The sequence below is a fragment of the Nannocystis pusilla genome (genome assembly GCF_026626665.1).
Lineage (GTDB): Bacteria > Myxococcota_A > Polyangia > Nannocystales > Nannocystaceae > Nannocystis > Nannocystis pusilla.
Window position 1 is genome coordinate 10,260,747 of sequence record NZ_JAPNKE010000002.1, and the last position, 22,582, is coordinate 10,283,328.

Below are 22,582 nucleotides of genomic sequence, written 5' to 3' on the forward strand. Positions count from 1 at the left end.
GAATGTCCGAAGGGAAATGTCCGTTCGAGCATGTCCTGATGAACATGTCAGGAGCCGCTCGACCGGGCGGCTGCGTCGCATCGAGCGCCGGGAGCGAGCGCCGGTGATGCGAGGCGCGCGGATCTTCGGCTGCGTCGCATCGAGCGCGGGGAGCGAGCGCCGGTGATGCGAGGCGCGCGGATCTTCGGCTGCGCCCGGTCGAGCGCCGGGAGCGAGCGCCGGTGATGCGAGGCGTGCCGAGCGGCTGGTGCGCGCGACTCTTCGGCGCGGGGAGCGAGCGCCGGTGAGGCGAGGCGCGCGCATCGGCTGGTGCGCGCTGGTCCTCGCGTGCGGGCAGGAGCGGGCCGATGCCGGGGCGACCGCGAGACGAGCGGAGCGCGGCGGTGGGACCGAGACGCCGCCGAGAGACGGGCGAGCGGGCGGCGCGCGAGAGGCGGCCCCCAGTGACGGGGCGGCAGGTGGTGGGCGAGACGCAACCTCGAGGGACGGGGTCGCGGGCGGAGGGCGAGACGCAACCTCGAGGGACGGGGCTGTGGGCGGCGGGCGAGAGGCGAGGCCGAGCGGCGGGGTCGTGGCGGCGGGCGGCGCGAGAGAGGCGATCGAGGGGGAGGCGGGGCTCGCCGACAGGGGCGATCGCCGGGGCGAGTGTCTGCGCCGCAACGCGGGGGCGCCGGCGCACTTCAAAAAAATCGTCGCGGCGTTCTGCGCCGAGCATCACAACCTCGAGGGGATCGGCGCGAGCCTGGCGATCGTCGAGGGGGACGGGCCGCCGTTCGTGGCGACCGCGGGCAGCGCCTGTCTCTCGGGACAGGAGGTCACCGAGGCCACGCGCTTCCGCGTCGGCTCGATCACCAAGCTGTGGACGGCGGCCCTGGTGCTGCGTCAGGTCGACGCCGGGCGGCTCGACCTCGACGCCGAGGTCGCGCGCGTGTTGCCCGAGCTGGCCGCGGGGGTCGACGAGCGAGCCGCGGCGATCACCTGGCGGCAGCTGCTCGCGCACACCGCCGGCCTGCCCGACCCGTCGCCGCTCGAGCTGGGAACCGAATGGTTGACCGCCCTCGGCGAGCGGCCGCTGTGGCGCGAGCCCGGGGCGCTGTGGAGCTACTCGAGCGACGGCTACGCGGTCGTCGGGGCCGCGCTCGCGCGGCTGCGCGGGGTCGAGTTCCCGCGCCTCCTCGTCGACGAGCTGCTGGCGCCGCTGGGGCTGGGCGCGGCGAACGTCGAGCCGGAGCTGGCCTTGCGGACAGGTGCCGCCTGCGGACACCTCGGGCGCGGCACCGGGGCGCGGGCCTTCAGCGTCGTCGAAGACCTGGCCCTCGGGACAGGCGATGCCCGCTGGACCGCCCCCGCCGGCGGCGCGATCGCGTCGGCGGCCGAGCTGGTGACCGCGGTCCGCGATCTCGTCGACCCGGGGCGCTCGCCGCTGTCGCCGACAGCCCTGGGCGAGCTGCTGAGCGCCGAGGTGCCGACCTTCGAGCGGCCCGGCGAGCGCTACGGCCTCGGCGTGCGCGTGCGACCTTCGAGCGGCCCGGCGATCTACGGCCACAGCGGGGCGACCGGCGACTTCGCGGCCGACCTGGTGTTCGTGCCGGAGCGGAAGTTCGTGGCGGCCGTGCTGAGCAACACCGGGGACCCGCTGCGCGTGACCCTGGCGACCGTGCTGCAGGAGCTGCTGGGCGCGGCGCCCGAGCGCGCGGCGGCGATGGGACCGGCGAGCCGTTACGCCGGCACGTACCGCGCGGCGCGGCTCGGCGAGGAGGTGAGCATCGCGGCGCAGGGGGGCGAGCTGCGGCTGACCGCGCCCGCGCTGGGGCTCGCCGACGTCCGGCTCGAGCACGCGGGCGACGCTCGCTTCGTCGTCGCGGGGCGGCCGGAGCTGGGCGGCTTCACGTTCGTGTTCACCGGGGCCGACGCGCACGCCAGCGACCTGCGCGGCCACGCCTTCGTCGGCGCGCGAGTCGAGTGAGCGGGGGACGTCGCGTCACGCCTCGCCGACGCGGGGCGGCGACACCCGGAGGTGCCGAGCTCGACAGGATGGAGCGGGGTGGGGAGCGACGCTGCGAGCTCGGTAGGACGGCCTCACCGGCGCGTCGGCCCCGGTAGCTTGGCACGGCCGATCGAACATGTCGATGAGGACATGCCCTTTCGAGCATGCCCTTTCGAGCATGCCCTTCGGGTCAGGCGTGCCTCACTCGGGCGCGAGCAGGCCGCCGGTGCTGTGCCAGTAGCTGCTGGCGGGGGAGTCCGTGCGGGTGGCGTAGACGCTCACCGAGATCGGTTGGTCGCCGGCGATCTCGACCAGGCCCGGGTCCTCGTCGAAGCGGACGTGGGCGGTCTGGTAGGGGGTGTCGCCGATGGCCTCGAAGCCGGCGAGCGGCGCGCCGTCGACGGTGACCGTCGCCCCGAGCGGCGCGACGACGTCGACGTCGACCGGGAGCCAGTCGGGCAGGGCGTGGACGTAGTGCGTGTCGTGCCAGCGCGTCACCGGCATCGCGACGAGCATCGACGGGTCGGTCGCGTCGTTTTCGGCGGTCGAGGCGACCATGTACTGCGTGACCAGCACCGGCGCGCTGCTGACCAGCGCGTAGTGCTCGCTCTCCGGCTCGAGCTCGACGTACTCGCCGGGGTTGGCGATCGTCATCGGCGCGAAGATCGGCGGCTCGAACGTCAGCTCGGTGTTCGGCTCGCTGGCGATCACGCGCAGGACCTGGGGCCGTCGCTCGGTCGGCGGGTTGTGCCTCGACGGCGCGACGATCGCGTACTCGGTGCCGAGCTGCGACACGGGCAGCATCATGTCCTCGAGGTGGTCGCAGTACGGGACGTCCTTGGGCATGAAGCTGCACTCGTGGCCGCCGAGCACCTGGATCGGCCGGTCGGCGACCAGGCGCGTGCCGGTGAGGTCGCCGTCGTCGGCGCTGACGAGCTGCAGCACGTCGCCGGCGTCGAGCGGCGCCTTGCCGTTGCCGTCAAGGCCGATGCCCGGCGCCGCCTTCGACTTGGTGCCCGGCAGGGCGATGGCCTCGACCGACATCTCGTCGGCGCCGGCGACCACCGCCCACGCGCCGCGGTAGAAGCCGCCCTCGATCTCGCTCGGCGCGTACGACGACACGAAGTAGTCGGCGCCCCAGGTGTGCCGCGGCCACAGCAGCGAGCTGTCGCTCGAGGCGGTGAGGTTGATCGAGTTGTACTGCACGACCCGCACCGGCGCGTCGCTCTCGATGTGATAGGCGCCGTCGTAGATGAGCTTGCCGACCAGGGCGTTGAACAGGCCCATCGTGTAGGGCAGCTCGATCACGCGGTAGCTGTCGGCGTCGACCGTCTCGACCACCGGCGTGAAGTCCTCGTTCTGCGTGATCGTGACGGTGGCGGGGCTGTCGCCCGGGTTCTCGACGACGATCGCGAAGATCGATCCGTTCTGGTTGAGCTGCAGGGCGGTCAGCGCGTAGAACTCGCAGCCCGAGGCGGTCAACGGCAGCGACTTGGGGGCGCACGCGCCCGTGCAGGCCATCGCGTCGGCGTCGCAGGTCAGGCCCTGGGCCGCGCTGCAGGTCTGCTGGGCCTCCCACGCGCCGTCGTTACACTGCTGCAGCTGGTCGCCGTCGCAGCGGACCGCGCCCGGCTCGCAGCCGGTGCAGCCGACGTCGGCGACGCAGACGCCCCCGTTCGGGCACGAGCTCGGCGCGCCCAGCTGGCCGTCGGGTCCGCACTCGGCCACCTCGGTCTCGCTGACGCACACCACGCTGTCGGGCGCGCATTCGGGCGGCGCGGTGGTCCCGGTGGTCGTCGGCGTGTCGGGGCCCGTGGTCGACGAAGACGTCGACTCACCGGTCGAGCTCGTCCCCTCGCTCGCGCCGGTGTTTGCCGTCGAATCGCCGCAGCCGGCGATGATCGTCATCGCTGCGATGAGCCGAAAACTGGTACGCATGCCCGCACGATAGCAGGCCATAAACGGCCGCCGTGGGGCGGTATCCGCGGCGGGCGCTGAGGTCCGTGAGTTAAGTCCGGCCCTCAGCGACCGCGGGCTCATACGCCGCTGTTGTCTATCCGGCCTGCATGTCCTAATGGACATGTCCCATATAAAATAGCGCCGATCGAGGCCGCGAATACGATAGTGCGGCGGTTCGACGAGGGCCGGGATAGTCGCCCCGAATACCACCGAGGCGGCGCACGACCGCGCCCGGCTCGGTCGTCGCAGTGGGGTAGTGTCACGAGGGTACGCAACGGATCACAGGTCCCCTCGCTTTTCCTTGCGAGGCCGGGGGACCCCGCCCAAAGACCCGGGATATGGACGATCCCGCCGAAATTTCCGCCGAAGGCCCCGCGCGCCGGGCCCGGGCGCGCGAGCCCTCGTCGCCGGCGACCCGGCGGACCCCGACGCTGGCCGGCAAGGTCGCGCTGATCACCGGCGGCGAGACCGGGATCGGCCGCGCGGCCGCGATCCGGTTCGCCCGCGAGGGCGCCGACGTGGCCTTCACCCACCTGTCGGCGCACGGCGACGCCCAGGCGCTGGTGCGCGCCGTCGAGCGCGAGGGCCGCGCGTGCCTGGCGGTGTGCGGCGACGTCGACGACCCGGGCTTCTGCGAGGCGCTGGTCACCGGGGTGGTCGAGCGCTTCGGCGGCGTCGACGTGCTGGTCAACAACCTGGTCGCGCGCCGCAGCCCGCCGAGCTTCTTCTCGCTGTTCTTCCTGACGCGGCGGCTCTTGCCGTACCTGCGCGATCGGCCAGGTGCGAGCATCGTCAACACCTCGTCGCCGCGGCCGCCCGCCGACCCGGTGCGCGACGAGGAGGCGATCCGCGCCGCGCTCGACACCTGCACCCGCTCGCTCGCCACCAACCTCGCGCGCGTCAAGATCCGCGTCAACGCGGTCGTGCCCGACGGCGATCACGAGCGCGGCGCCGGCGACCTGGTGTTCCTCGCCAGCGACGCGGCCCGGGGGATGAGCGGCGAGCTGCTCGATCGCCGCGCGCGATGACCGCGGCGTCGCCCTCGCCGGCGCACGCCGGCTCTGCCGTTGGCCGGGGCTTCGGCGCTCGCGCCGTCCCCCGCGTTCGGCGCTGCGCCTGAGCTTGCCTGGTCCGCCGTCCCGATCACATCTCTCGCCATGACCCTCGATCTGCTGCGAGAGCATGGCACCCCGCTCGCGCGTCAGGTGTTCACGTGGAAGGACCTGGTGCGCGAGCCGATCAGCAAGCTCGACGACGAGGCCTTCACGCGCGTCCGGCTGATCGTCGGCCACGCGGTCGAGCAGGCGGCCGTGCGCTTCCAGCACGCGGCGGTCCGCTTCGGCGCCGAGCACCGGCTCCTCCTCGCCGACATCCGTCGCGTCGAGCACCACCAGGCCACGCTGCTGCGCTGGCTGCAGCCCGCCGATCAGTCGCCGCTCGAGAGCTCGATCGCCGTCGCCCAGGCCGCGGTCGAGGTCGGGGCGCAGATGGCCCGCTGCGAGCCTGACCCGTACGTGGCCCAGGCGCTGCGCCTCGGCCTGCTCGAAGACTTCGATCACCTCTACCGCCTGGCCGCGCTGATGGACCGCCTGGAGGGCCGCGACGCCAACGCGATGCTCCAGTCGTACACCGACATCCGCCCGGGCCGGCCGACCTCGGCCCAGCACCGCGCGCCGGAGGACGACCTGCGCCGCTGGTACGACCGCTACGCGACCGCGCCGGCGACCAAGCTGCACGCGCGGATCGCCTGCGCCATCGCCTACCACGCCCGCGATCACTACCTCGACGTCGGCCCGACCTTCGCCGACCCGGTCGCCCGTCAGCTCTACGCCGAGCTCGCCTCGGTCAAGGAGCAGCACGTCACGCAGTGCGAGTCGCTGCTCGACCCGGCCGAGACCTGGCTCGAGCGGTGGCTGTTGCAAGAGGCCGCCGAGGTCTACCTGTACTGGGGCTGCCTGTCCTCGGAGACGAACCCGCGGGTGCTGGCGGTGTGGGACCGCTTCCTCGCCTACGAGCTCGAGCACCTGCGGATCGTCCGCGAGCTGTACGAGAAGACCGAGATGCGCGACGCCTCGGAGGTCGTGCCGCTCAGCTTCACCGAGCCGCTCGAGTTCGCGGGCGAGCGCGCGTTCATCCGCGAGGTCCTGGCGGCCGAGGTCGAGCTCGGGGCCGCGGGCACCGAGTTCGTGCCGCGCGACGCCGAGTCGCGGGCCACCCAGAGCTATCGCGCCCAGCTGGAGCGCGACGGCTCGCCCTCCGAGACCGTGGCGGCCGGCTATCGCTGGTCGCCCGGCACCGAGCTCGCGGACCCGCGGATCCGCGACGCCTCCGTCCTCCCCCCGCTGAAAGCGACCGGATCATGAACCGCGCCCGACGACCCACCGACCTGGCCCTCAACCGCACCGGCATCTACCTCTCGCCGACCGACGGACCCGCGGTGGTCGAGGGGGCGCGCGACGCCCCGAGCTCGCCCGGCTGCGCGCGCGCTGGCGGAGGTGCGGCGGCAGTACGCCGGCGAGGTCGGCCTGATCGGCCACATGCCGGCGCCGGCCAGCCTGCGGGTGGTCGAGAACGTCGGCGGCGCGGTGCTGCGGCGGCACAAGGTCCACCTGCTGCTCGACAAGCTCGGCGAGCGCCTCGCGTTCGAGCGCACCGGAGTGCGCCTGTTCGACGCGCTGATGGCCAAGCTCGAGGCCCAGGGCAGCTGGGACCGCGGGCCCACGCTCGAGGAGCTGGCGCAGTTCCGCGCCGACGAGGCGCATCACTTCGCGCTGCTGCAGGACGTCCTCATCAACCTCGGCGCCGACCCCACCGCGGTCACGCCCTCGGCCGACCTCGCGGGGGTCGAGCTGGCCGGGATCGTCCAGGTCGTGTCCGACCCGCGCACGACCTTGCCGCAGGCGCTCCACGCTCACCTCGTCGCGGAGCTGGTCGACAGCGCCTCGTGGGAGCAGCTCGTCGGCCTCGCCGACGACTTCGGCGAGGCCGCCCTGGCCCACAAATTGCGCGAGCCGCTGGCCCAGGAGCTGCGCCACCGCGACACGGTGACGACCTGGCTCAAGAGACATGCGGCGCTGGTCGTCGAGGGCACGCTGAAGTACAGCGCCTAGCCGAGCCACTCGACGCCGTCGCACCGCTGCGCTGAAGAGCGCTTCACGATCACCGCTGCGGCCGCGGCCGCGGGTTCGCGCGCAGCGGCGCGCGGCTTGACCGTCGCGGCCGCCTCGTGCCAGCCTGCCGCGACGCGTCCGTGGGCGGTGACCTGGCACTTAGAACCTGTCCCGAAGGACCTGTCGCCGTCCTCGGCCTCGGCTTCGGCGACGAGGGCAAGGGCGCCGTCGTCGACGCGCTCGCCCGCGTGCGGGCCCGCGGGCGCCGGCCGCTGGTGACCCGCTTCAACGGCGGCCCGCAGGCGGCCCACCACGTCGTCACCGCCGCGGGGCGCGTCCACTGCTTCGCCCAGTTCGGCGCCGGCGCGCTCGCCGGGGCCCGCAGCTGCCTCGGCCGCTTCATGCTCGTCGAGCCGCTGGCGCTGGCCCGCGAGGCCGAGGCCTTGCAGGCGGCCGGCCTCGTCGATCCGTGGGCCGACCTCGTCGTCGATCGCCGCTGCGCCGTCGTCACCCCGTTCCACCGCTTGCTCGGCCGCATCGAGGAGCTGTCCCGAGGGACAGGTCGTCACGGCAGCTGCGGCCTCGGCGTCGGCCCGGCGTGGCGCGACGCTCACAACCCGCACGCGCCGTGCCTCCGCGTCGGCGCGCTCACCGGCGACCGCGCGGGCCTGGTCCGCGCGCTCCGGCAGATCCAGCTGCTCAAGCTCGACCGCGCCGAGCAGCTCGCCGAGGCCGCGCCGGCGCCCGCGATCGCCCCGCTCGTCGCCGAGCTCGCGCGCCCGGACCTCGCCGACGTCGTCGCCGACGCCTACCTCGCGATCGCCGCGCGCCTGCACGCGGACGAGGGCGAGCAGCTGCGCGCAGCCCTGCAGCGCGACCCCGCGGCCGTGATCTTCGAGGGCGCCCACGGCGCGCTGCTGGACGCCGACCGCGGCTTCTTCCCCTTCGTCACCCCGTCGCCGGTCTCCTTCGCCCAGGCCGAGGCGCTGTGCGCCGAGGTCCCGTCGGCGCCGCCGCTGCGCCGGCTCGGGGTGCTGCGCGCCCACGGCACGCGCCACGGCCCCGGTCCCTTCGTCGCCGAGGACCCGGCCCTCGATCTGCCCGAACCGCACAACCTCCCCGGTCCGTGGCAGGGCCCGATGCGCGTCGGCTGGTTCGACCTCGTCGCCGCCCGGCTCGGCCGGGCGATCGCCGGTCGCGTCGACGGCCTCGTCGTCACCCACCTCGATCGCCTCGCCGGTCGCCGGCAGATCTCCGTCTGCGACGCATGGATCGCGAAGGACGGCGCCCTCGTGCGCGATTTCGCCCCGGTCGAGGGCAGCCTCGAAGCCCGCGCCGAGGCCACCCACGCCCTGTTGCAGGCGCGTCCGCGGTGGCGCCGGCTGCCCGGCTGGAGCGGCCCTGACAGCCGGGAGCTCCGCGAATTCCTCGACTTCGTCGCCGTCGAAGTGGGCATCCCGATCGCCGCGACCGCCTGGGGCCGCGCGCGGACGACCAGCGAGGTTGGTCTGCATCCGCGGACGGCGACGAGGCCGGGAAGTGAAGGGGAACATGAACAGTTTTTCATTCTCGAGAGTCGGTCAACTTATGAGTGGTTCTCGGTTTCGGTTCCTCTCGCTCGCCGCGATAGCCGTCGCGGCGCTCCTCGGCGGCTCCGGCTGCACCTACTACAGCGTCTATCCCCAGGCCCGGGACACCCGGGTCGAGACGATCGGCGGCTACGGCTACGGCACTGGCACTTGCGAGTCGGTGTGCGGCACCCGGTCCAGCGTGGTCGTCGGTTACGAGTCGTACGACAGCCAGCAGCTCGAGCTGGTCGAGTACACCCACCTGTCGACGATGCCCATCGACTCGTACCCGCGGGTCACCTGGGCCGGGCGGCCCTACTACAACATCGAGGGCCACCTCGTGTTCTTCAGCCCGGAGATGCACACGTGGGTCTACTACTGGACCCCGCCGACCGCGCTGATCTACGTGTGGAACGGGGCCTATCCGGCCCGCCAGTACAGCTGGGGCGACGGCTGCTACGGCGCAGGCTGGTACTGGGGCGGCGCGCGCACCGACGGCTTCCACAGCTACGCCGACACCAGCTATCGCCCGGTCCTGCCGGTGCCCGCGGGGCGTCCCGGCGTGCGCCCGTACCCGCGTCCTGGCGGCCGGCCCGTGCCGATCCCGCCGAGCCGCCCGTACCCGGACCGCCCGTACCCGGACTATCCGGACCCGGGCACGCGGCCGATGCCGGGCCCTGGCGGCCAGCCCGTGCCTCGACCTGTCCCTCCGGGCACCCGACCCGTGCCCGGCCCCGGCGGCCAGCCGGTCCCCGTCCCGCCGCCGGGCACGCGGCCGGTCCCGGGCCCCGGCGGCCAGCCGATCCCGGTCCCGCCTCCGGGCACGCGCCCCGTTCCCGGCCCCGGCGGCCAGCCGCTGCCTGACCGCCCGGACCGGCCCGATCCCACGGTGCCGCGCCCCGATCCGACCCAGCCCGGCGAGCGACCCGTGCCGGTCCCGCGGCCCGATCGGCCCGATCCCACGGTCCCGCGGCCCGACCCCGGCACGCGGCCCGATCCGACGCGCCCGGACCGGCCGATCCCGATCCCGCGGCCCGACCCCGGCACGCGGCCCGATCCGACGCGCCCGGACCGGCCGATCCCGATCCCGCGGCCCGACCCCGGCACGCGGCCCGATCCGACGCGCCCGGACCGGCCGATCCCGATCCCGCGGCCCAACCCGGGCACGCGTCCCGACCCGACGGTCCCGGACCGGCCCGTGCCGATCCCGCGGCCCAGCCCGCGACCGGAGCCGCGGCCGGACCCCGGCCCGAGCACGCGTCCCGATCCGGCCCGCGGCCTGACCCCGGTCCGAGCACGCGGCCGACCCCGCGACCCTTCGAGCCCGGCTCGGGCCCCCGCCCCGAACGCCCGCAGCCCGAGTCGCGCCCGCGCCCCGAACCCCGCCCGCAGCCACGGCCCCAACCCGAGTCGCGCCCGCGGCCGCCCGAGTCGCGGCCCACGCCGATGCCCGAGTCGCGCCCGCGACCGACCCCGCGCCCGCCGGAGTCGCGGCCGACCCCGTCCCCGCGTCCCGAGGCGCGCCCGTCCCCGCGTCCGTCCTCGCCGCGCCCCTCGGCCACCCCGCGCCCGACCCCGCGCGCCGGCCGTCGCTAACCCGACACCTCGACTGCGGCCGCCCGTGTCCTCACGCGGCGGCCGTCGCCATTCCGGCGCCGTGACGGGTCCCTCTCCCGTGCCGAGATTCGGCACAACTTTCAGACATGTCCATGAGAGCATGCCCTGAGAGACATTATCGATCGACGATCTGTCCCAAAGAGCACGCCGAGCGGCGCTCGGCTCCGCCCCGCGCGGGGGCGGTCCTGCGGGCCGGGTGGACATTCGCCGACGATCGCGCAAGAAACACTCCATGGATCTCGACGACTACCGGGTGCGCGGCGCGGGTGGGGCCAAGCTCAGCGGGTACGAGCCCGACGACAACGGGGGCCTCGAGCGGTCCGAGGCCGAGGCCGAGCTGCCCGGGCTCCTCTCGCGCATGCAGGACCTGCAGGAGCGGCTGTACGCCGAGCGCAAGCGGTCGCTGCTGTTGATCTTGCAGGGCCGGGACGCCAGCGGCAAGGACGGCACGATCAAGCACGTCGCCGGCGGTTTCAACCCGCTCGGCACCCACGTCATGGCGTTCAAGGCGCCGAACGAGCTCGAGCGGGCGCATGACTTCCTGTGGCGGATCCACCACCACGTCCCGCCGGTCGGCCAGGTCAGCATCTTCAACCGCTCGCACTACGAGGACATCCTGGTCCCGACGGTGGAGAAGCTGCTGCCGAAGCACGTCGTCGAGCCGCGCTACGATCACATCCGCCGCTTCGAGGAATTGCTGCACGACGCCGGCACCTGCGTGCTCAAGTTCTTCCTCCACATCAGCAAGGACGAGCAGCGCAAGCGGCTGCAGGAGCGGCTCGACAGCCCCGACAAGCACTGGAAGTTCGACCCGCACGACCTCAAGGCGCGCGCCGAGTGGGACGAGTTCACCGCCGTGTACCAGCAGATCTTCGTCCGCACCTCGAGCGACGACGCGCCGTGGTACATCATCCCCGCCGACCGCAAGTGGTTCCGCAACTACCTGGTCGCCCGCATCGTCGTCCGCGAGCTCGAGCGCATGGACCTCGAGTACCCCAAGAGCCCGCCCGGCCTCGCCGGCACCACGATCGTCTGACGGGCGGGCGCGCCAACGGGCGACGCCGCGATCATTCGCGCCGCGGCTGGCACTGCGGCGTCACCTCGATCGGCTTGTCTGCGGCCAGCAGGTTGGCCGCGCCGAAGTTGGCGACGATGTGCGCGCGGCTGTCGGCCGGGCCGCCGACGCGGTCGATCGCCTCCGCGAAGAATTCATCCCCCGTCTGGCGCACGTGGACCGGCACGTAGCCCGCGCCGGTGACGAACGCCGGCCCCTTCGCCGCCCGGCCCAGGCCGAAGTACAAAATCGCCGTCGACCGCTTGGGCAGCTCGGGCTGGTGGCTGACGAAGTTGCCCAGCGAGTACGCCACCAGCACCTCGCGGCCGTCGGTGGTCGTCATCGACTCCCACGGCTGCAGCACGTGCGGGTGATTGCCGACGATCGCCGTCGCGCCCGCCTCGGCCCAGCGGCGGGCGAACTCCGTCTGCTGCTTGGTCGCGGTCGGCGCGTACTCCTTGCCCCAATGCGGCGTCACGATCACCGCGTCGATCCCCGGCGTCCGCGCCAGCGTGCGCACCGCGTCGGCCACCGCCGTGGGCGAGTCGAAGCAGCGCAGCACCTGGCCGGCCTCGTCGGCGATCATGTTCGTGTGCAGCGTGCAGGCCAGCCACGCCACCGTGAACGAGCCCGCCTTCGTCACCGCGTGCCACGGCCCGTCCTTGCCGCGCGCCCGCGTCCCCGTGTGCGGCAGCTTGGCCGCGTCGAGCGCCGCCAGCGTCTTGTCGACCCCGAGCGCCCCGCGGTCGAGCGCGTGGTTGTTCGCCGTCGACACCACGTCGATCCCGCTCGCGACCAGGTCGAGCGCCAGCGACGGGTGCACGTTGAAGCGCGGGTACGCCGTGTACACCTTGCGGTCGAACACCAGCCCCGGGTCCGTCACTTCCTCGCCCGAGCGCAGCACCCCGGCCGCCAGCGGCACCTCGAGGTTCGCGTACGCGAGGTCGGCCGCGGCCAGCAGGTCCTCGACGTTCTCCCACAGCACGCGGAACCGCTGCTTCGCCGAGGTCGCCTGGATCTGCAGCTCGTGGTGCAGCAGCAGGTCGCCGACCGCCGCCACCACGATCCGCTCGCCCGGCTCGCACGCGCGCGCGAACGCCAGGTAGCCCGCCGGCATCGGCCGCGGCGAGGGCAGGGGAGCGCCCGCTCCGGCAACCCCTCGCGCACCTGTCGCATCAGACATGTCCTTCGCGCCATGACGATCCGGGGCCCCAGTCCCGTCGCTCCCATCGACTCCATGCGAGGGCCCGGACGACGGATCGAGCGCGGCCGCGGGCTGGGCCGCCGCTGGCAGATCGGACATGTCCGATCGGTCCTGTCCGAGCGACCCGCGGGAAGGAGCTTCCTCCTGCTTCGCTTCGGCCCTCCCGCGCTCCTCTGGGGGCCGCCCCGCGCAGCCCGACGCCAGCGCCAGAATCAGCGCCCCCCGCAGCGCACCGGCCCGCGGTGCGCGACTCGCCTCCAGCGTGACAGAGCGGGGGCGCTCCGGAGCCCGTCCGGCGACTGCCGGCTCGCACCCGCTATACATGCCCCGAGAGACATGTGCGAACGAGCCTCCGGTCACCGGGGGCGGCGCCCCAGTCGGTTCGCCCCCCACGCCACACATGTCCCGAGAGACATCTTCCAGCGAGCTCCCGGCCAACGTCGGGTCTCGCCGCCGGATCCTCCTCGTGCCGGGTCGCCCGAAGCACCGCACGAGCGACCTCATACCAGCTTTCGCCTCCGACCGTCCGCGCTGCACGAGCCCGCGCGCGATCTGCAGCCGCGCAGGAGCGCCGCGGCTCGCACCGACGCCGTCGGATGCAGCGCGAGGCCGAACCAGCCCGCATCACCGACTGCGAGTTCAGGGAGCCTTCCGCGTCCTGGCGCCGCGACGAGCGCCGGCGCTTCGCCCCGAAAACTCGCGCTGCCCCGCGCGCATGTGCTCGCTCGGCCGCGAATTCGCCTCCTCCGGCCGCTTCGCGTACACTGCCGCGACCCGTGAAGTCCGCCTCTCTCTGCGGTGCCCTCCTCGGCGGCCTCCTCGGGCTCGCCTGCGGCACCCCGCCGCCGGAGCTCGCCTCCCAGGCTCCGCCGCCGCCCGGCCCTGCGCGCTCGCAGGGGCCGGCCGAGCCCGTGGGCGACTGCCCGGCCACCGGCGTCGCGGTCGACCCCTTGCCGCGGACCCTCCCCGAGCACGAGCAGCTCGACTACTGGCTCGCGCGCACCGCCGCCGTCGCCGACCTCGATCGCCCGCTCTTCAGCGCCCAGGAGCTCGCCTCGCACAACGCCCGGATCGCCCGCCGCGACATCTTCGGCGCCAGCGCGCGCGCCGACCTGCTCGCCCCCGTCGATCCTGCGCGCCTCGCCGACGACCTCAACACCCGCCTCGGTTACCTGCGCGGCAAGTTCGAGTCGGCCGCTTACGTCAACCCCGACGGCGCCGCCATGACGCCGCAGCAGATCGCCGCGCTCACGCCCGTCCTCGACGCCGGCGCCTTCGCCGAGCTGCCCGTCGAGGTGCGCGTCGCCCTCGACCTGATCCCGATCCGCTGCGCCCCCCAGCGCGAGCCCTACTACACCCCGACCCGCGACCTCGCCTTCGACCGCAACCTGTGCAGCATGGCCCGCGCGCAGGAGCCGGTGCAGATCCTCCGGCCCTGGGACGGCGGCCTCGCGCTCGCGCGCACGCCCTACGTCATGGGCTGGATCGACCTCGGCAGCGCCGCCCTGTCGCCGCCGATCGCCGCCGAGCACGTGCGCCGCTTCACGGGCGGCCCGTTCGTCCGCGCCGCCCGCGACTTCGATGTCCCCGAGGACATGTCCTCCGGGAAAGGTCCCCAAATCCATGTCCCATTCGCCAGCCTCCTGCCGACCGCCGCGGGCCGGAGCGAGGTCCTGCTGGCCGGCCCCGCCGGGGTCGTCGCGCGCCGCGTCGACCCTGCGCTCGTCTCCACCCCCGGGCGCCCGCTGACGCGCCGGGCCGTCCTGACCGAGGCCTTCTCCTTCCTGCACCGGCCGTACGGCTGGGGCGACTACGCCGGCGGCCGCGACTGCTCGCGCTTCCTCATGGACATGTTCGGCGGCCTCGGCCTCGTGCTCCCGCGGCACACCAGCGACCAGGCGCTGGCCGGCGCCGTCGAGGACCTCGCGCCCGACCTGCCGGAGGCCGAGCGGCTGCAGCGGATCGACGCTGCTCACCGGCGCGGCGTCGTCCTGCTGCACTTCCCCGGGCACATCATGCTCTACCTCGGGCGCGACGACGCCGGCACGGCCATGGCGATCCACTCCTTCGCCGAGTACCTGGTCCCGTGCTCCGGCCGTACCGACGGCGCCCCCGCGGGCGAGCGCGAGACCCTGCTCAAGGTCGACGGCGTCCACGTCAGCGACCTCGAGCTCGGGCGCGGCACCTCGCGCGGCGCCTTCATCCAGCGGATCTCCAAGATCACCGTCCTCGTCCCGCCAGCCCCGGAGCCCCGCCCGTGGATTCCCGGCCCCCCGAAGATCCCGCCCTCCACGCCTTCCTCGACGACGTCGCCGACGTCGCCGCCGACGACCCTGCCGAGGCGCTGGAGCTGCTCGACGAGGCCAGCCCCGACTGGCACGACCACCCCGAGCTCCACTACTTCCGCGGCGACCTCGTGTGGACGCTCGAGGGCCCCGAGGCCGCCGAGCCGCACTTCCGCCGCGCCCTCGAGCGCGAGCCGCGGTTCGCCGACGCCCACCACGCCCTCGCCCAGGTCCACGAGGCCAAGGACGAGCGGCCGGCGATGATCCGCCACTACCTCGAGGTCCTGAAGCTCGACGCTCACGACGACATCGGCGCCGGCATCGGCACCAAGGAAGACCAGCGCTTCATCGCCGGCGTCGCCGAGGCTGTGCTCGAGCACCTGCCCGAAGAGTTCAAGGGGCGCCTCGGCAACGTCCCGGTGGTGCTCGAGGCCCGGCCGGCCAAGTACCTCGTGCAGGACGGCTTCGACCCGCGCGCCCTGGGCCTGTTCGAGGGCCCCGATCACTTCCATCAGCGGGGCATCGAGGCCGCGGCGGCGCCGAGCCGGATCGTCCTTTATTACGCCAACCTCCTGGCCATGTTCGCCGACGAGGACGAGCTGCGCGAGCAGGTCGAGGTCACGATCCTCCACGAGATCGGCCACTATTTCGGCCTCGACGAGGACGACATGCAGCGCCTGGGTCTCGACTGACCCACCCCCCGTCGCCCGAGGAGCCGCTGCGGTCGTCGCTGCGGTCGTCGCTGCGGTGCCTGCGCGGACTCGCGCCCGTCGCCCCCTGAGCCCGCGTGCGCGGCGCTTGGGCGCGGGTGAGCGGCGGGGTATCGTGCGAACGTCGGAGGTCCCGCGTGGAGTCGAGTGTTCTTACTGCCGTCCTGATGCCCATCGCGCTCGGCGTCATCATGCTGGGCCTCGGCCTCAGCCTCACGCTGGAGGACTTCAAGCGCGTCGTCCTGATGCCGAAGCCGGTGTTCATCGGCCTCCTGTGTCAGATGCTCCTCTTGCCGGCGGTGTGCTTCTCGATCGCCACCGGCTTCGACTTGCCGCCGGCGCTCGCGGTCGGCTTGATGTTGCTCTCGGCCTCGCCGGGCGGCGCCACGGCCAACCTGTTCAGCCACCTGGCCAAGGGCGACGTCGCCCTCAACATCACGCTCACAGCCGTCAACAGCGTGCTCTCGCTGCTGACCTTGCCGTTCATCGTCAACTACTCGCTCGTGCACTTCATGGGCGAGGGCAAGGTCATCCCGCTGCAGTTCGACAAGGTCGTGCAGGTGTTCGCCATCGTGCTCGTGCCGGTGGGCATCGGCATGTTCGTGCGCGCCAAGAAGCAGGGCCTCGCCGACCGCCTCGAGAAGCCGGTCAAGATCCTCTCGGCGGTGTTCCTCCTGCTCGTCATCGCCGCCACCGTCGCCAAGGAGCGGGCCCACGTCGTCGAGTACTTCCAGCAGGTCGGCCTGGCCGCGCTGGCCTTCAACCTCGTCAGCATGGCCGTCGGCTACCTCGTGCCGGTGGTGGTGCGCCTGCCCAAGCGCCAGGCGGTCGCGATCGGCATGGAGATCGGGATCCACAACGGCACCCTCGCCATCGCCATCGCCAGCGCCCCGACCCTGCTCAACAACACCACCATGGCGGTGCCGCCCGCCGTCTACAGCCTCATCATGTTCTTCACCGCGGCCGCGTTCGGTTACCTCGTCAATCGCGGCGCCGACCGGTCCGCCTGAGCCCAGCGTGGGGGTCAGGACGATCCGTTTCGGCGCGGACTTCCGACCCCGACGCGCCGCTCCGGCGGCCGCACCGCCGCCTCTCCGGGTTGCGCCGCGACGCTACGGAACATCGTCGCAGCGGGCATGAACATCGATTCATCGCCGACGCGCGATGTGCGCTCACCCCGCAGAGAGGCCCGTCGCGCGCGTCCGCGGGGGCGTGTGCGTGAGGACCCCGCGCCGGTGCGGCCGACAACTTGGAACGAACACCGATAGGCTCCTCTCACGAGGGAGCACACCTGGTGGAAGCGCCCGTAGACATCCTGCTGGTCGACGACAACCCGAACAACCTCCTGGCGCTCGAGGCTTTGCTGTCGGACATCGGCGCGCGCTTCGTCAAGGCGCGGTCCGGGGTCGACGCCCTCAAGTGCCTGTTGGAGCAGGACTTCGCGCTCATCATCCTCGACATCCAGATGCCGGACATGGACGGCTTCGAGACCGCCGCCATGATCCGCGGCCGCGAGCGGTCGCGGCGGATCCCGATCATCTTCCTCACCGCGTTCAACCGCAGCGACACCCAGGTCCACCGCGGCTACGCGCTCGGGGCCGTCGACTTCCTGTTCAAGCCGATCGTCCCCGAGATCCTGCGCTCCAAGGTGGCGGTGTTCGCCGACCTCTATCGCAAGACCGAGGAGGTCCGGCGCCAGGCCGAGCAGCTGCGGATCGCCGAGCGCCAGGCCCACGAGCGGCGCCTGGCCGTCGCCGAGCTCGAGGCCCGCGCGCAGGTGCTCGCCGAGGCCGACCGGCGCAAGGACGAGTTCATGGCCGTCATGGCGCACGAGCTGCGCAACCCGCTGACGCCGATCGCCACCGCCCTCGAGACCCTGCGGCGCGCCCAGCCCGGCACCCTCCAGCTCGAACGCGCCCGCCAGGCCATGGAGCGCCAGGTCCAGCACCTCGTCCGCCTCGTCGACGGCCTGCTCGACGCCTCGCGCTACACCGCCGGCACCATCGAGCTGCACCACCAGGCCCTCGACGTCGCCGCCGTCGTCCAGCAGGCCGCGCAGATGAGCCAACCGCTGTTCAGCGCCCGCCGGCACCGGCTCGACGTCCAGCTGCCCGACGGCCGGCTCGACCTGGTGGCCGACCCCGACCGCGTCGCCCAGATGCTGGTCAACCTGCTCAACAACGCCGCCCGCTGCACCGACCCCGGCGGCACCATCACCGTCGCGGTCGCGCGCGACGGCGACGAGCTCGAGTTCCGCGTGCGCGACCCGGGCCGCGGGATCCGCCCCGAAGTGCTGCCGCGGATCTTCGAGCTCTTCGTCCACAACGACCGCGCCCGCGACCGCGCCGAGGGCGGCTTCGCCGTCGGCCTCGCCATGGTCAAGCGCCTCGCCGAGCTGCACGGCGGCAGCGTCGCCGCGCACAGCCGCGGCGAGGGGCAGGGGGCCGAGTTCGTGGTCCGCCTGCCGGTCAGCGCCGGCGCCCCGGCGCCCGCCGTCGCGCCGCGGGAGGTCGCCGCGCCCGACCTCTCGCGCCACATCCTCATCGTCGACGACAACCCCGACATCCGGGCCACGCTCGCCGACCAGCTCGAGCTGCTCGGTCACCGGGTGGAGGTCGCCGAGAGCGGGCACGAGGGGCTCGAGCGGATCCGCGCCGCGCACCCCGAGCTCGCCCTCATCGACATCAGCCTGCCCGGCCTCGACGGCTACCGCGTGGCCCAGATCCTCCAGTCCGAGCCCGACATGCGCACGCGCCTCGTGGCCATGACCGGCTACGGTCAACCCGAGGACCGTCGGCGCTCGCTCGAGGCCGGCTTCATGGCCCACCTCGTCAAGCCGATCGACCTCGACGATCTGTTCCGACTGCTCGCCACGTAGAGTCCCGTCATGTCGCGAGTCACCTTGCCGCGCAGCTTCGCCGACGCCCCCGAGCTGCGGCCGCTGCTCGACATCCTGCGCTCCCTCGATCCCTCGCGGCGCCTGCCCGTCGGCGAACCCGGCCCCATCGGCGAGCTCTACGCCGCCCTCAACGAGCTGCTCGACCAGAACCGCCGGCTCACCCGCGACCTCGACCGCGTCCGCGCCGAGGTCGCCCACGTCGGCGGCATCATTCCGTCGGACCGCGTCGACGGCATGGTCGCCAACCTCGGCACGCAGATGCGGGCGCTCGCCGACGTCGTCGTCGCGGTCACCGAGGGCGACCTGACGCGCAGCATCCCCGGCGACGCGCGCGGCCAGTTCGGCGCCCTGGCCCACAGCATCGGCCTCCTCATCGCCAACCTGCGCGACACCACCCGCAAGAACAACGAGCAGGACTGGCTCAAGACCAACCTCGCGCGCATCACCCGGCTGCTCCAGGGCCACCGCGACCGCGCCCAGCTGGCGGCCCTCGTGCTGCGCGAGCTGACCCCGCTGGTGCGGGCCCAGCTCGGCCTCTTCTACGTCGTCGAGGGCGGCGAGTCGGCCGACGAGCCGCGGCTGCTCCGCCTCGTCTCGAGCTGGGCCGCGCCGGCCGAGCTGGGCCGCGAGGTCGTGCGCCTGGGCGAGGGCCTCGTCGGCCAGTGCGCGCTCGAGCAGCGGCAGATCCTCCTGACCGACGTCCCCCCCGGCTACCTGCGGATCGGCTCCGGCCTCGGCGACGCCGACCCGCGCAACGTCGTCGTCCTCCCGGTCGCCTTCGAGGGCGAGCTCAAGGCGGTCATCGAGCTCGCCTCCGTCCACGCCTTCGGCGACATCCAGCTCGCCTTCCTCGACCAGCTCACCGACTCGATCGGCGTCGTCCTCCACACTCGCCGCCAGCGCCCGCACCGAGCAGCTGCTCGCCCAGTCGCAGTCGCTCGCCGAGGAGCTGCGCGGCCAGCAGCGCGAGCTCACCGCCACCAACCGCCGGCTCGAGCAGCAGGCGCTCGCGCTGCAGGCCAGCGAGGAGCGCCTGCGCCTGCAGCAAGAGGAGCTGCAGCAGACCAACCGCGAGCTCGAGGAGCGGTCCGAGCTGCTGCAGCAGCAGAACCTCGAGGTGGAGCGCAACAGCCGGGAGATCGAGCGGGCCAAGTTCGACCTCGAGGAGCGGGCGCAGCAGCTCATCCTGTCCTCGAAGTACAAGTCCGAGTTCCTCGCCAACATGTCGCACGAGCTGCGCACGCCGCTGAACAGCCTGCTGATTTTGGCGCAGCTCCTGGCCGACAACCCCGAGCGCAACCTCGACGCCAAGCAGGTCGAGTTCGCCCGCACGATCCACAGCGCCGGCTCCGAGCTGCTCGCGCTGATCAACGACATCCTCGACCTGTCGAAGATCGAGTCCGGCACCATGGGCATCGACATCGACGAGCTGATGATCGAGAGCCTGCGCGACCAGGTCGAGCGCAGCTTCCGTCCGGTCGCCGAGACCCGCCGGCTGGCCTTCGAGATCCACGTCGGCGCCGACCTCCCGCCCGTCATCTACACCGACCCGCGCCGGCTCCTGCAGGTGCTGAAGAACCTGCTGTCGAACGCCTTCAAGTTCACCGACAAGGGCAAGGTCGACCTGCGCATCGAGCCGGCGCCGGACCGCCACGGCCGCGCGGGCCAGGTGATCGCGTTCTCCGTCACCGACACCGGCATCGGCATCCCGCCGCACAAGCAGCGCATCATCTTCGAGGCCTTCCAGCAGGCCGACGGCACCACCAGCCGCCGCTATGGCGGCACCGGCCTCGGCCTCTCGATCAGCCGCGAGATCGCCCGCCTGCTCGGCGGCGAAATCTGGTCCGCTCGGCCCCGGGCGCCGGCAGCACCTTCACCCTGCTGATCCCGCAGACCCCCGAGGCCGTGCTCGGCGGCCCCAGCTCGCTCGACCTGCCGACCGACGGCGCGGCCGACGAGGCCTCGCCGGCGCTCCTCCGCGACGACCGCGAGCGCATCGTCCCCGGCGACCGCACCCTCCTCATCATCGAGGACGACACCACCTTCGCCCGCCTGATCCTCGACCTCGCGCGCGAGAAGGGCTTCAAGGGCCTCGTCGCCCTGCGCGGCGACGACGGCCTCGCGCTCGCCCGCGACATCAAGCCCGACGCCATCACCCTCGACCTCAACCTGCCGGGCCTCGACGGCTGGACCGTCCTCGACCGCCTCAAGCACGACCCGCGCACCCGCCACATCCCCGTCCACCTGATCTCCGGCGCCGAGGTCGACGCCCGCCCGCGGGCGCTCAAGCAGGGCGCGCTGGCCTTCCTGTCGAAGCCGGTCTCGCGCGGGGCGCTGGCCGCCGCGCTCGCCGACGTCAAGGGCTTCGTCGAGCGCCGCGTCCGCAGCCTCCTCGTCGTCGAGGACGACCCGCTCCAGCGCGACGCCCTCGTCGACCTCATCGAAGACGGCGAGGGCGACGTCGTCGTCACCGCCGTCCGCAGCGCCGAGGAGGGCCTCGGTTTGCTGCGCGAGCGTCACTTCGACTGCGCCATCGTCGACCTCGGCCTGCCGGCGATGTCCGGCTTCGAGATGATCCGCGCCGTCCGTGGCGACGCCCGCCTGCGCGAGCTGCCGATCATCGTCCACACCGGCCAGGCGCTGAGCGCCGAGGAGGAGCTCGAGCTCGGGCGCATGACCGAGGCGATCATCGTCAAGAGCCCGGAGTCGCTCGAGCACCTGCTCGACGAGGCCGCGCTGTTCCTCCACCGCGTCGAGGCCGACCTGCCGTCCACGCGCCACCAGCTGCTCGCGCAGCAGATCGACGCGGACCCGGTGTTCACGGGCAAGCGGGTGCTGGTCGTCGACGACGACGTGCGCAACATCTTCGCCATCACCAGCGTGCTCGAGCGGCACAAGATGCGGGTGCTGTATGCCGAGGACGGCCGGCGCGGCCTGGCGATCCTGCGCGACAACCCCGACATCCACGCCGTCCTGCTCGACGTCATGATGCCCGAGATGGACGGCTACGAGGCGATGCGAGAGATCCGCAAGGACCCGCGGTTCGCCTCGCTGCCGCTCATCGCCCTCACCGCCAAGGCCATGCGCGGCGATCGCGAGAAGTGCCTCGGCGCCGGCGCCTCCGACTACATCACCAAGCCCGTCGAGCCCGACCGCCTGCTCTCGCTGCTCCGCGTGTGGCTGTATGGCTGACGCCCCGGTCCGCGTGCTCTCGGTCGCGGACCTCCGGCCCGTGTCCGAGCTCGAGGAGCTCGAGCTCGACCTCCTGCTCGAGGCCATCCACCGCCGCTACGGCCTCGACTTCCGCGGCTACGCCCGCGCCTCCCTGCGCCGGCGGATCTGGAACCAGATCCGCGCCGAGCGGCTCGCCACCGTCACCGCCTTGCAGGAGCGCGTACTGCACGACGTCGCCTGCATGGAGCGCCTGCGCCTGGCCCTGTCGGTGCGGATCACGGCGATGTTCCGCGACCCGAGCTTCTACCGGGCGCTGCGCGAGCAGGTGGTGCCGCGCCTGCGCGAGCGCGCATCGCTGCGGATCTGGCACGCCGGCTGCTCGACGGGCGAGGAGGCCTACAGCATGGCGATCGTGCTCGAGGAGGAGGGCCTGTACGAGCGCGCCCGGCTGCACGCGACCGACATCAACGACGCGCTGGTGCGCAGCGCCCGGGCCGGCATCTTCCCGATCAGTCTGATGCAAGAGTACACCGCCAACTACTTGCACTCGGGCGCGCGCGGCGACTTCTCCCGCTATTACACCGCCCGCTACGACCGCGCGATCGTCAAGCAGGCGCTGCGGCGAAACATCGTGTTCGACCGCCACGACCTCGGCAGCGACCCGTCGCCGGGCCGCTTCGACCTCATCGTGTGCCGCAACGTCCTGATCTACTTCGGGGCCGAGCTGCAGGGTCGGGCCCACCGGCTGCTCCACGAGAGCCTCGGCGACGGCGGCCTGCTGGCGCTCGGGCGCAAGGAGTCGCTGAGCGGCAGCCCGCACGAGCACGACTACGAGCCGCTCGACGCCCGCGAGCGCCTGTTCTTCCGCCGCCTCGCCTGAAGCCGGCGTCGCATTTCGCCACGTCGCATAAGTCGACGGGCGCCGCTGGCACGATCGAGAAAGATCGCCGGCGACTTCGACAGCCGCGAAGACTGCGGTTATCCTGCCGGCATGAGACGTGTGTGGTCGGTGGCA

The 22,582-nt window shown here is 73.0% G+C and carries 16 protein-coding genes and 2 pseudogenes; 15 read left to right on the forward strand and 3 right to left on the reverse strand.

Going from position 1 to position 22,582, the window contains the following annotated elements; translation table 11 throughout:
• Nucleotides 1-571 precede the first annotated feature (571 nt).
• Nucleotides 572-1,966 (forward strand): serine hydrolase domain-containing protein, encoded by a 1,395-nt coding sequence (locus OV079_RS45390; RefSeq protein WP_267776142.1) that lies wholly within the window; start codon nt 572-574, stop codon nt 1,964-1,966.
• A gap of 222 nt (nt 1,967-2,188) precedes the next feature.
• Here OV079_RS45390 and OV079_RS45395 read toward each other — a convergent pair whose 3' ends face one another.
• Nucleotides 2,189-3,925: an IgGFc-binding protein gene (locus OV079_RS45395; RefSeq protein ID WP_267776143.1), complete on the reverse strand. Its 1,737-nt coding sequence runs from the start codon at nt 3,923-3,925 to the stop codon at nt 2,189-2,191.
• Between the two features lie 359 nt (nt 3,926-4,284).
• Between OV079_RS45395 and OV079_RS45400 the strand changes: the two genes are divergently transcribed.
• The 6 genes and pseudogenes from OV079_RS45400 to OV079_RS45425 all read left to right on the forward strand — a co-directional run bounded on the left by OV079_RS45400 (nt 4,285) and on the right by OV079_RS45425 (nt 11,277).
• Nucleotides 4,285-4,974 (forward strand): SDR family oxidoreductase, encoded by a 690-nt coding sequence (locus OV079_RS45400; protein ID WP_267776144.1) that lies wholly within the window; start codon nt 4,285-4,287, stop codon nt 4,972-4,974.
• 129 nt (nt 4,975-5,103) lie between these two features.
• The gene (locus OV079_RS45405; RefSeq protein WP_267776146.1) at nt 5,104-6,309 is read left to right on the forward strand and encodes a hypothetical protein; all 1,206 of its coding nucleotides are present in this window, start codon (nt 5,104-5,106) and stop codon (nt 6,307-6,309) included.
• A 132-nt stretch (nt 6,310-6,441) separates the two neighbouring features.
• A complete protein-coding gene (locus tag OV079_RS45410; RefSeq protein ID WP_267776148.1) occupies nt 6,442-7,056 on the forward strand; it encodes a ferritin-like domain-containing protein in 615 nt (204 codons plus the stop codon).
• 140 nt (nt 7,057-7,196) lie between these two features.
• Nucleotides 7,197-8,489: pseudogene (locus OV079_RS59685) on the forward strand (adenylosuccinate synthetase); the annotation flags it as partial.
• A gap of 154 nt (nt 8,490-8,643) precedes the next feature.
• A complete protein-coding gene (locus OV079_RS45420; protein WP_267778899.1) occupies nt 8,644-10,350 on the forward strand; it encodes a hypothetical protein in 1,707 nt (568 codons plus the stop codon).
• Nucleotides 10,351-10,473: 123 nt separating this feature from the next.
• Nucleotides 10,474-11,277: a PPK2 family polyphosphate kinase gene (locus OV079_RS45425; protein WP_267776149.1), complete on the forward strand. Its 804-nt coding sequence runs from the start codon at nt 10,474-10,476 to the stop codon at nt 11,275-11,277.
• A gap of 31 nt (nt 11,278-11,308) precedes the next feature.
• Here OV079_RS45425 and OV079_RS45430 read toward each other — a convergent pair whose 3' ends face one another.
• On the reverse strand, nt 11,309-12,412 hold the full coding sequence (locus tag OV079_RS45430) for a CapA family protein (RefSeq protein WP_267776150.1): 1,104 nt from the start codon (nt 12,410-12,412) through the stop codon (nt 11,309-11,311).
• Nucleotides 12,413-13,275: 863 nt separating this feature from the next.
• Here OV079_RS45430 and OV079_RS56755 point away from each other — a divergent pair.
• From OV079_RS56755 to OV079_RS59690, 5 genes and pseudogenes are all read left to right on the forward strand, one after another.
• Nucleotides 13,276-15,048, forward strand: a complete 1,773-nt coding sequence (locus tag OV079_RS56755) for an NlpC/P60 family protein (protein WP_267776151.1) — start codon at nt 13,276-13,278, stop codon at nt 15,046-15,048.
• Entirely contained in the window at nt 15,045-15,476 is a 432-nt protein-coding gene (locus OV079_RS45440; protein WP_267778797.1) for a metallopeptidase family protein, read from the forward strand. Before OV079_RS56755 ends, OV079_RS45440 begins: the two co-directional genes overlap by 4 nt.
• A 185-nt stretch (nt 15,477-15,661) precedes the next feature.
• Nucleotides 15,662-16,504, forward strand: coding sequence for a bile acid:sodium symporter family protein (locus OV079_RS45445; protein WP_267776153.1), 843 nt, complete (start codon nt 15,662-15,664; stop codon nt 16,502-16,504).
• Between the two features lie 284 nt (nt 16,505-16,788).
• Nucleotides 16,789-18,372, forward strand: coding sequence for a response regulator (locus OV079_RS45450; RefSeq protein WP_267776155.1), 1,584 nt, complete (start codon nt 16,789-16,791; stop codon nt 18,370-18,372).
• Nucleotides 18,373-18,651: 279 nt separating this feature from the next.
• Nucleotides 18,652-19,221 (forward strand): annotated as a pseudogene (locus OV079_RS59690) (GAF domain-containing protein); the annotation flags it as partial.
• A 31-nt stretch (nt 19,222-19,252) separates the two neighbouring features.
• On the opposite strand, the gene OV079_RS45460 reads toward OV079_RS59690, so the two are convergent.
• Entirely contained in the window at nt 19,253-19,441 is a 189-nt protein-coding gene (locus OV079_RS45460; RefSeq protein ID WP_267778900.1) for a hypothetical protein, read from the reverse strand.
• A gap of 69 nt (nt 19,442-19,510) precedes the next feature.
• Between OV079_RS45460 and OV079_RS45465 the strand changes: the two genes are divergently transcribed.
• From OV079_RS45465 to OV079_RS45475, 3 genes are read left to right on the forward strand one after another with little or no spacing between them, the layout of a single operon-like run.
• Nucleotides 19,511-20,278 carry a sensor histidine kinase gene (locus OV079_RS45465; RefSeq protein WP_267778798.1) on the forward strand — a complete coding sequence of 256 codons (768 nt, stop codon included), beginning with the start codon at nt 19,511-19,513 and terminating at the stop codon, nt 20,276-20,278.
• Between the two features lie 20 nt (nt 20,279-20,298).
• The gene (locus OV079_RS45470) at nt 20,299-21,585 is read left to right on the forward strand and encodes a response regulator (protein ID WP_267778799.1); all 1,287 of its coding nucleotides are present in this window, start codon (nt 20,299-20,301) and stop codon (nt 21,583-21,585) included.
• Entirely contained in the window at nt 21,578-22,447 is an 870-nt protein-coding gene (locus OV079_RS45475; RefSeq protein ID WP_276602958.1) for a CheR family methyltransferase, read from the forward strand. Before OV079_RS45470 ends, OV079_RS45475 begins: the two co-directional genes overlap by 8 nt.
• Nucleotides 22,448-22,582: the final 135 nt, after the last annotated feature.

Excerpts from the sequence above, each read along its gene's own strand:
- OV079_RS45395 (WP_267776143.1), bottom strand. The coding sequence starts at position 3,925 with ATGCGTACCAGTTTTCGGCTCATCGCAGCGATGACGATCATCGCCGGC.
- OV079_RS45400 (WP_267776144.1), top strand. The coding sequence starts at position 4,285 with ATGGACGATCCCGCCGAAATTTCCGCCGAAGGCCCCGCGCGCCGGGCC.
- OV079_RS45405 (WP_267776146.1), top strand. The coding sequence starts at position 5,104 with ATGACCCTCGATCTGCTGCGAGAGCATGGCACCCCGCTCGCGCGTCAG.
- OV079_RS45420 (WP_267778899.1), top strand. The coding sequence starts at position 8,644 with ATGAGTGGTTCTCGGTTTCGGTTCCTCTCGCTCGCCGCGATAGCCGTC.
- OV079_RS45425 (WP_267776149.1), top strand. The coding sequence starts at position 10,474 with ATGGATCTCGACGACTACCGGGTGCGCGGCGCGGGTGGGGCCAAGCTC.
- OV079_RS45430 (WP_267776150.1), bottom strand. The coding sequence starts at position 12,412 with ATGCCGGCGGGCTACCTGGCGTTCGCGCGCGCGTGCGAGCCGGGCGAG.
- OV079_RS45440 (WP_267778797.1), top strand. The coding sequence starts at position 15,045 with ATGATCCGCCACTACCTCGAGGTCCTGAAGCTCGACGCTCACGACGAC.
- OV079_RS45445 (WP_267776153.1), top strand. The coding sequence starts at position 15,662 with ATGCCCATCGCGCTCGGCGTCATCATGCTGGGCCTCGGCCTCAGCCTC.
- OV079_RS45475 (WP_276602958.1), top strand. The coding sequence starts at position 21,578 with ATGGCTGACGCCCCGGTCCGCGTGCTCTCGGTCGCGGACCTCCGGCCC.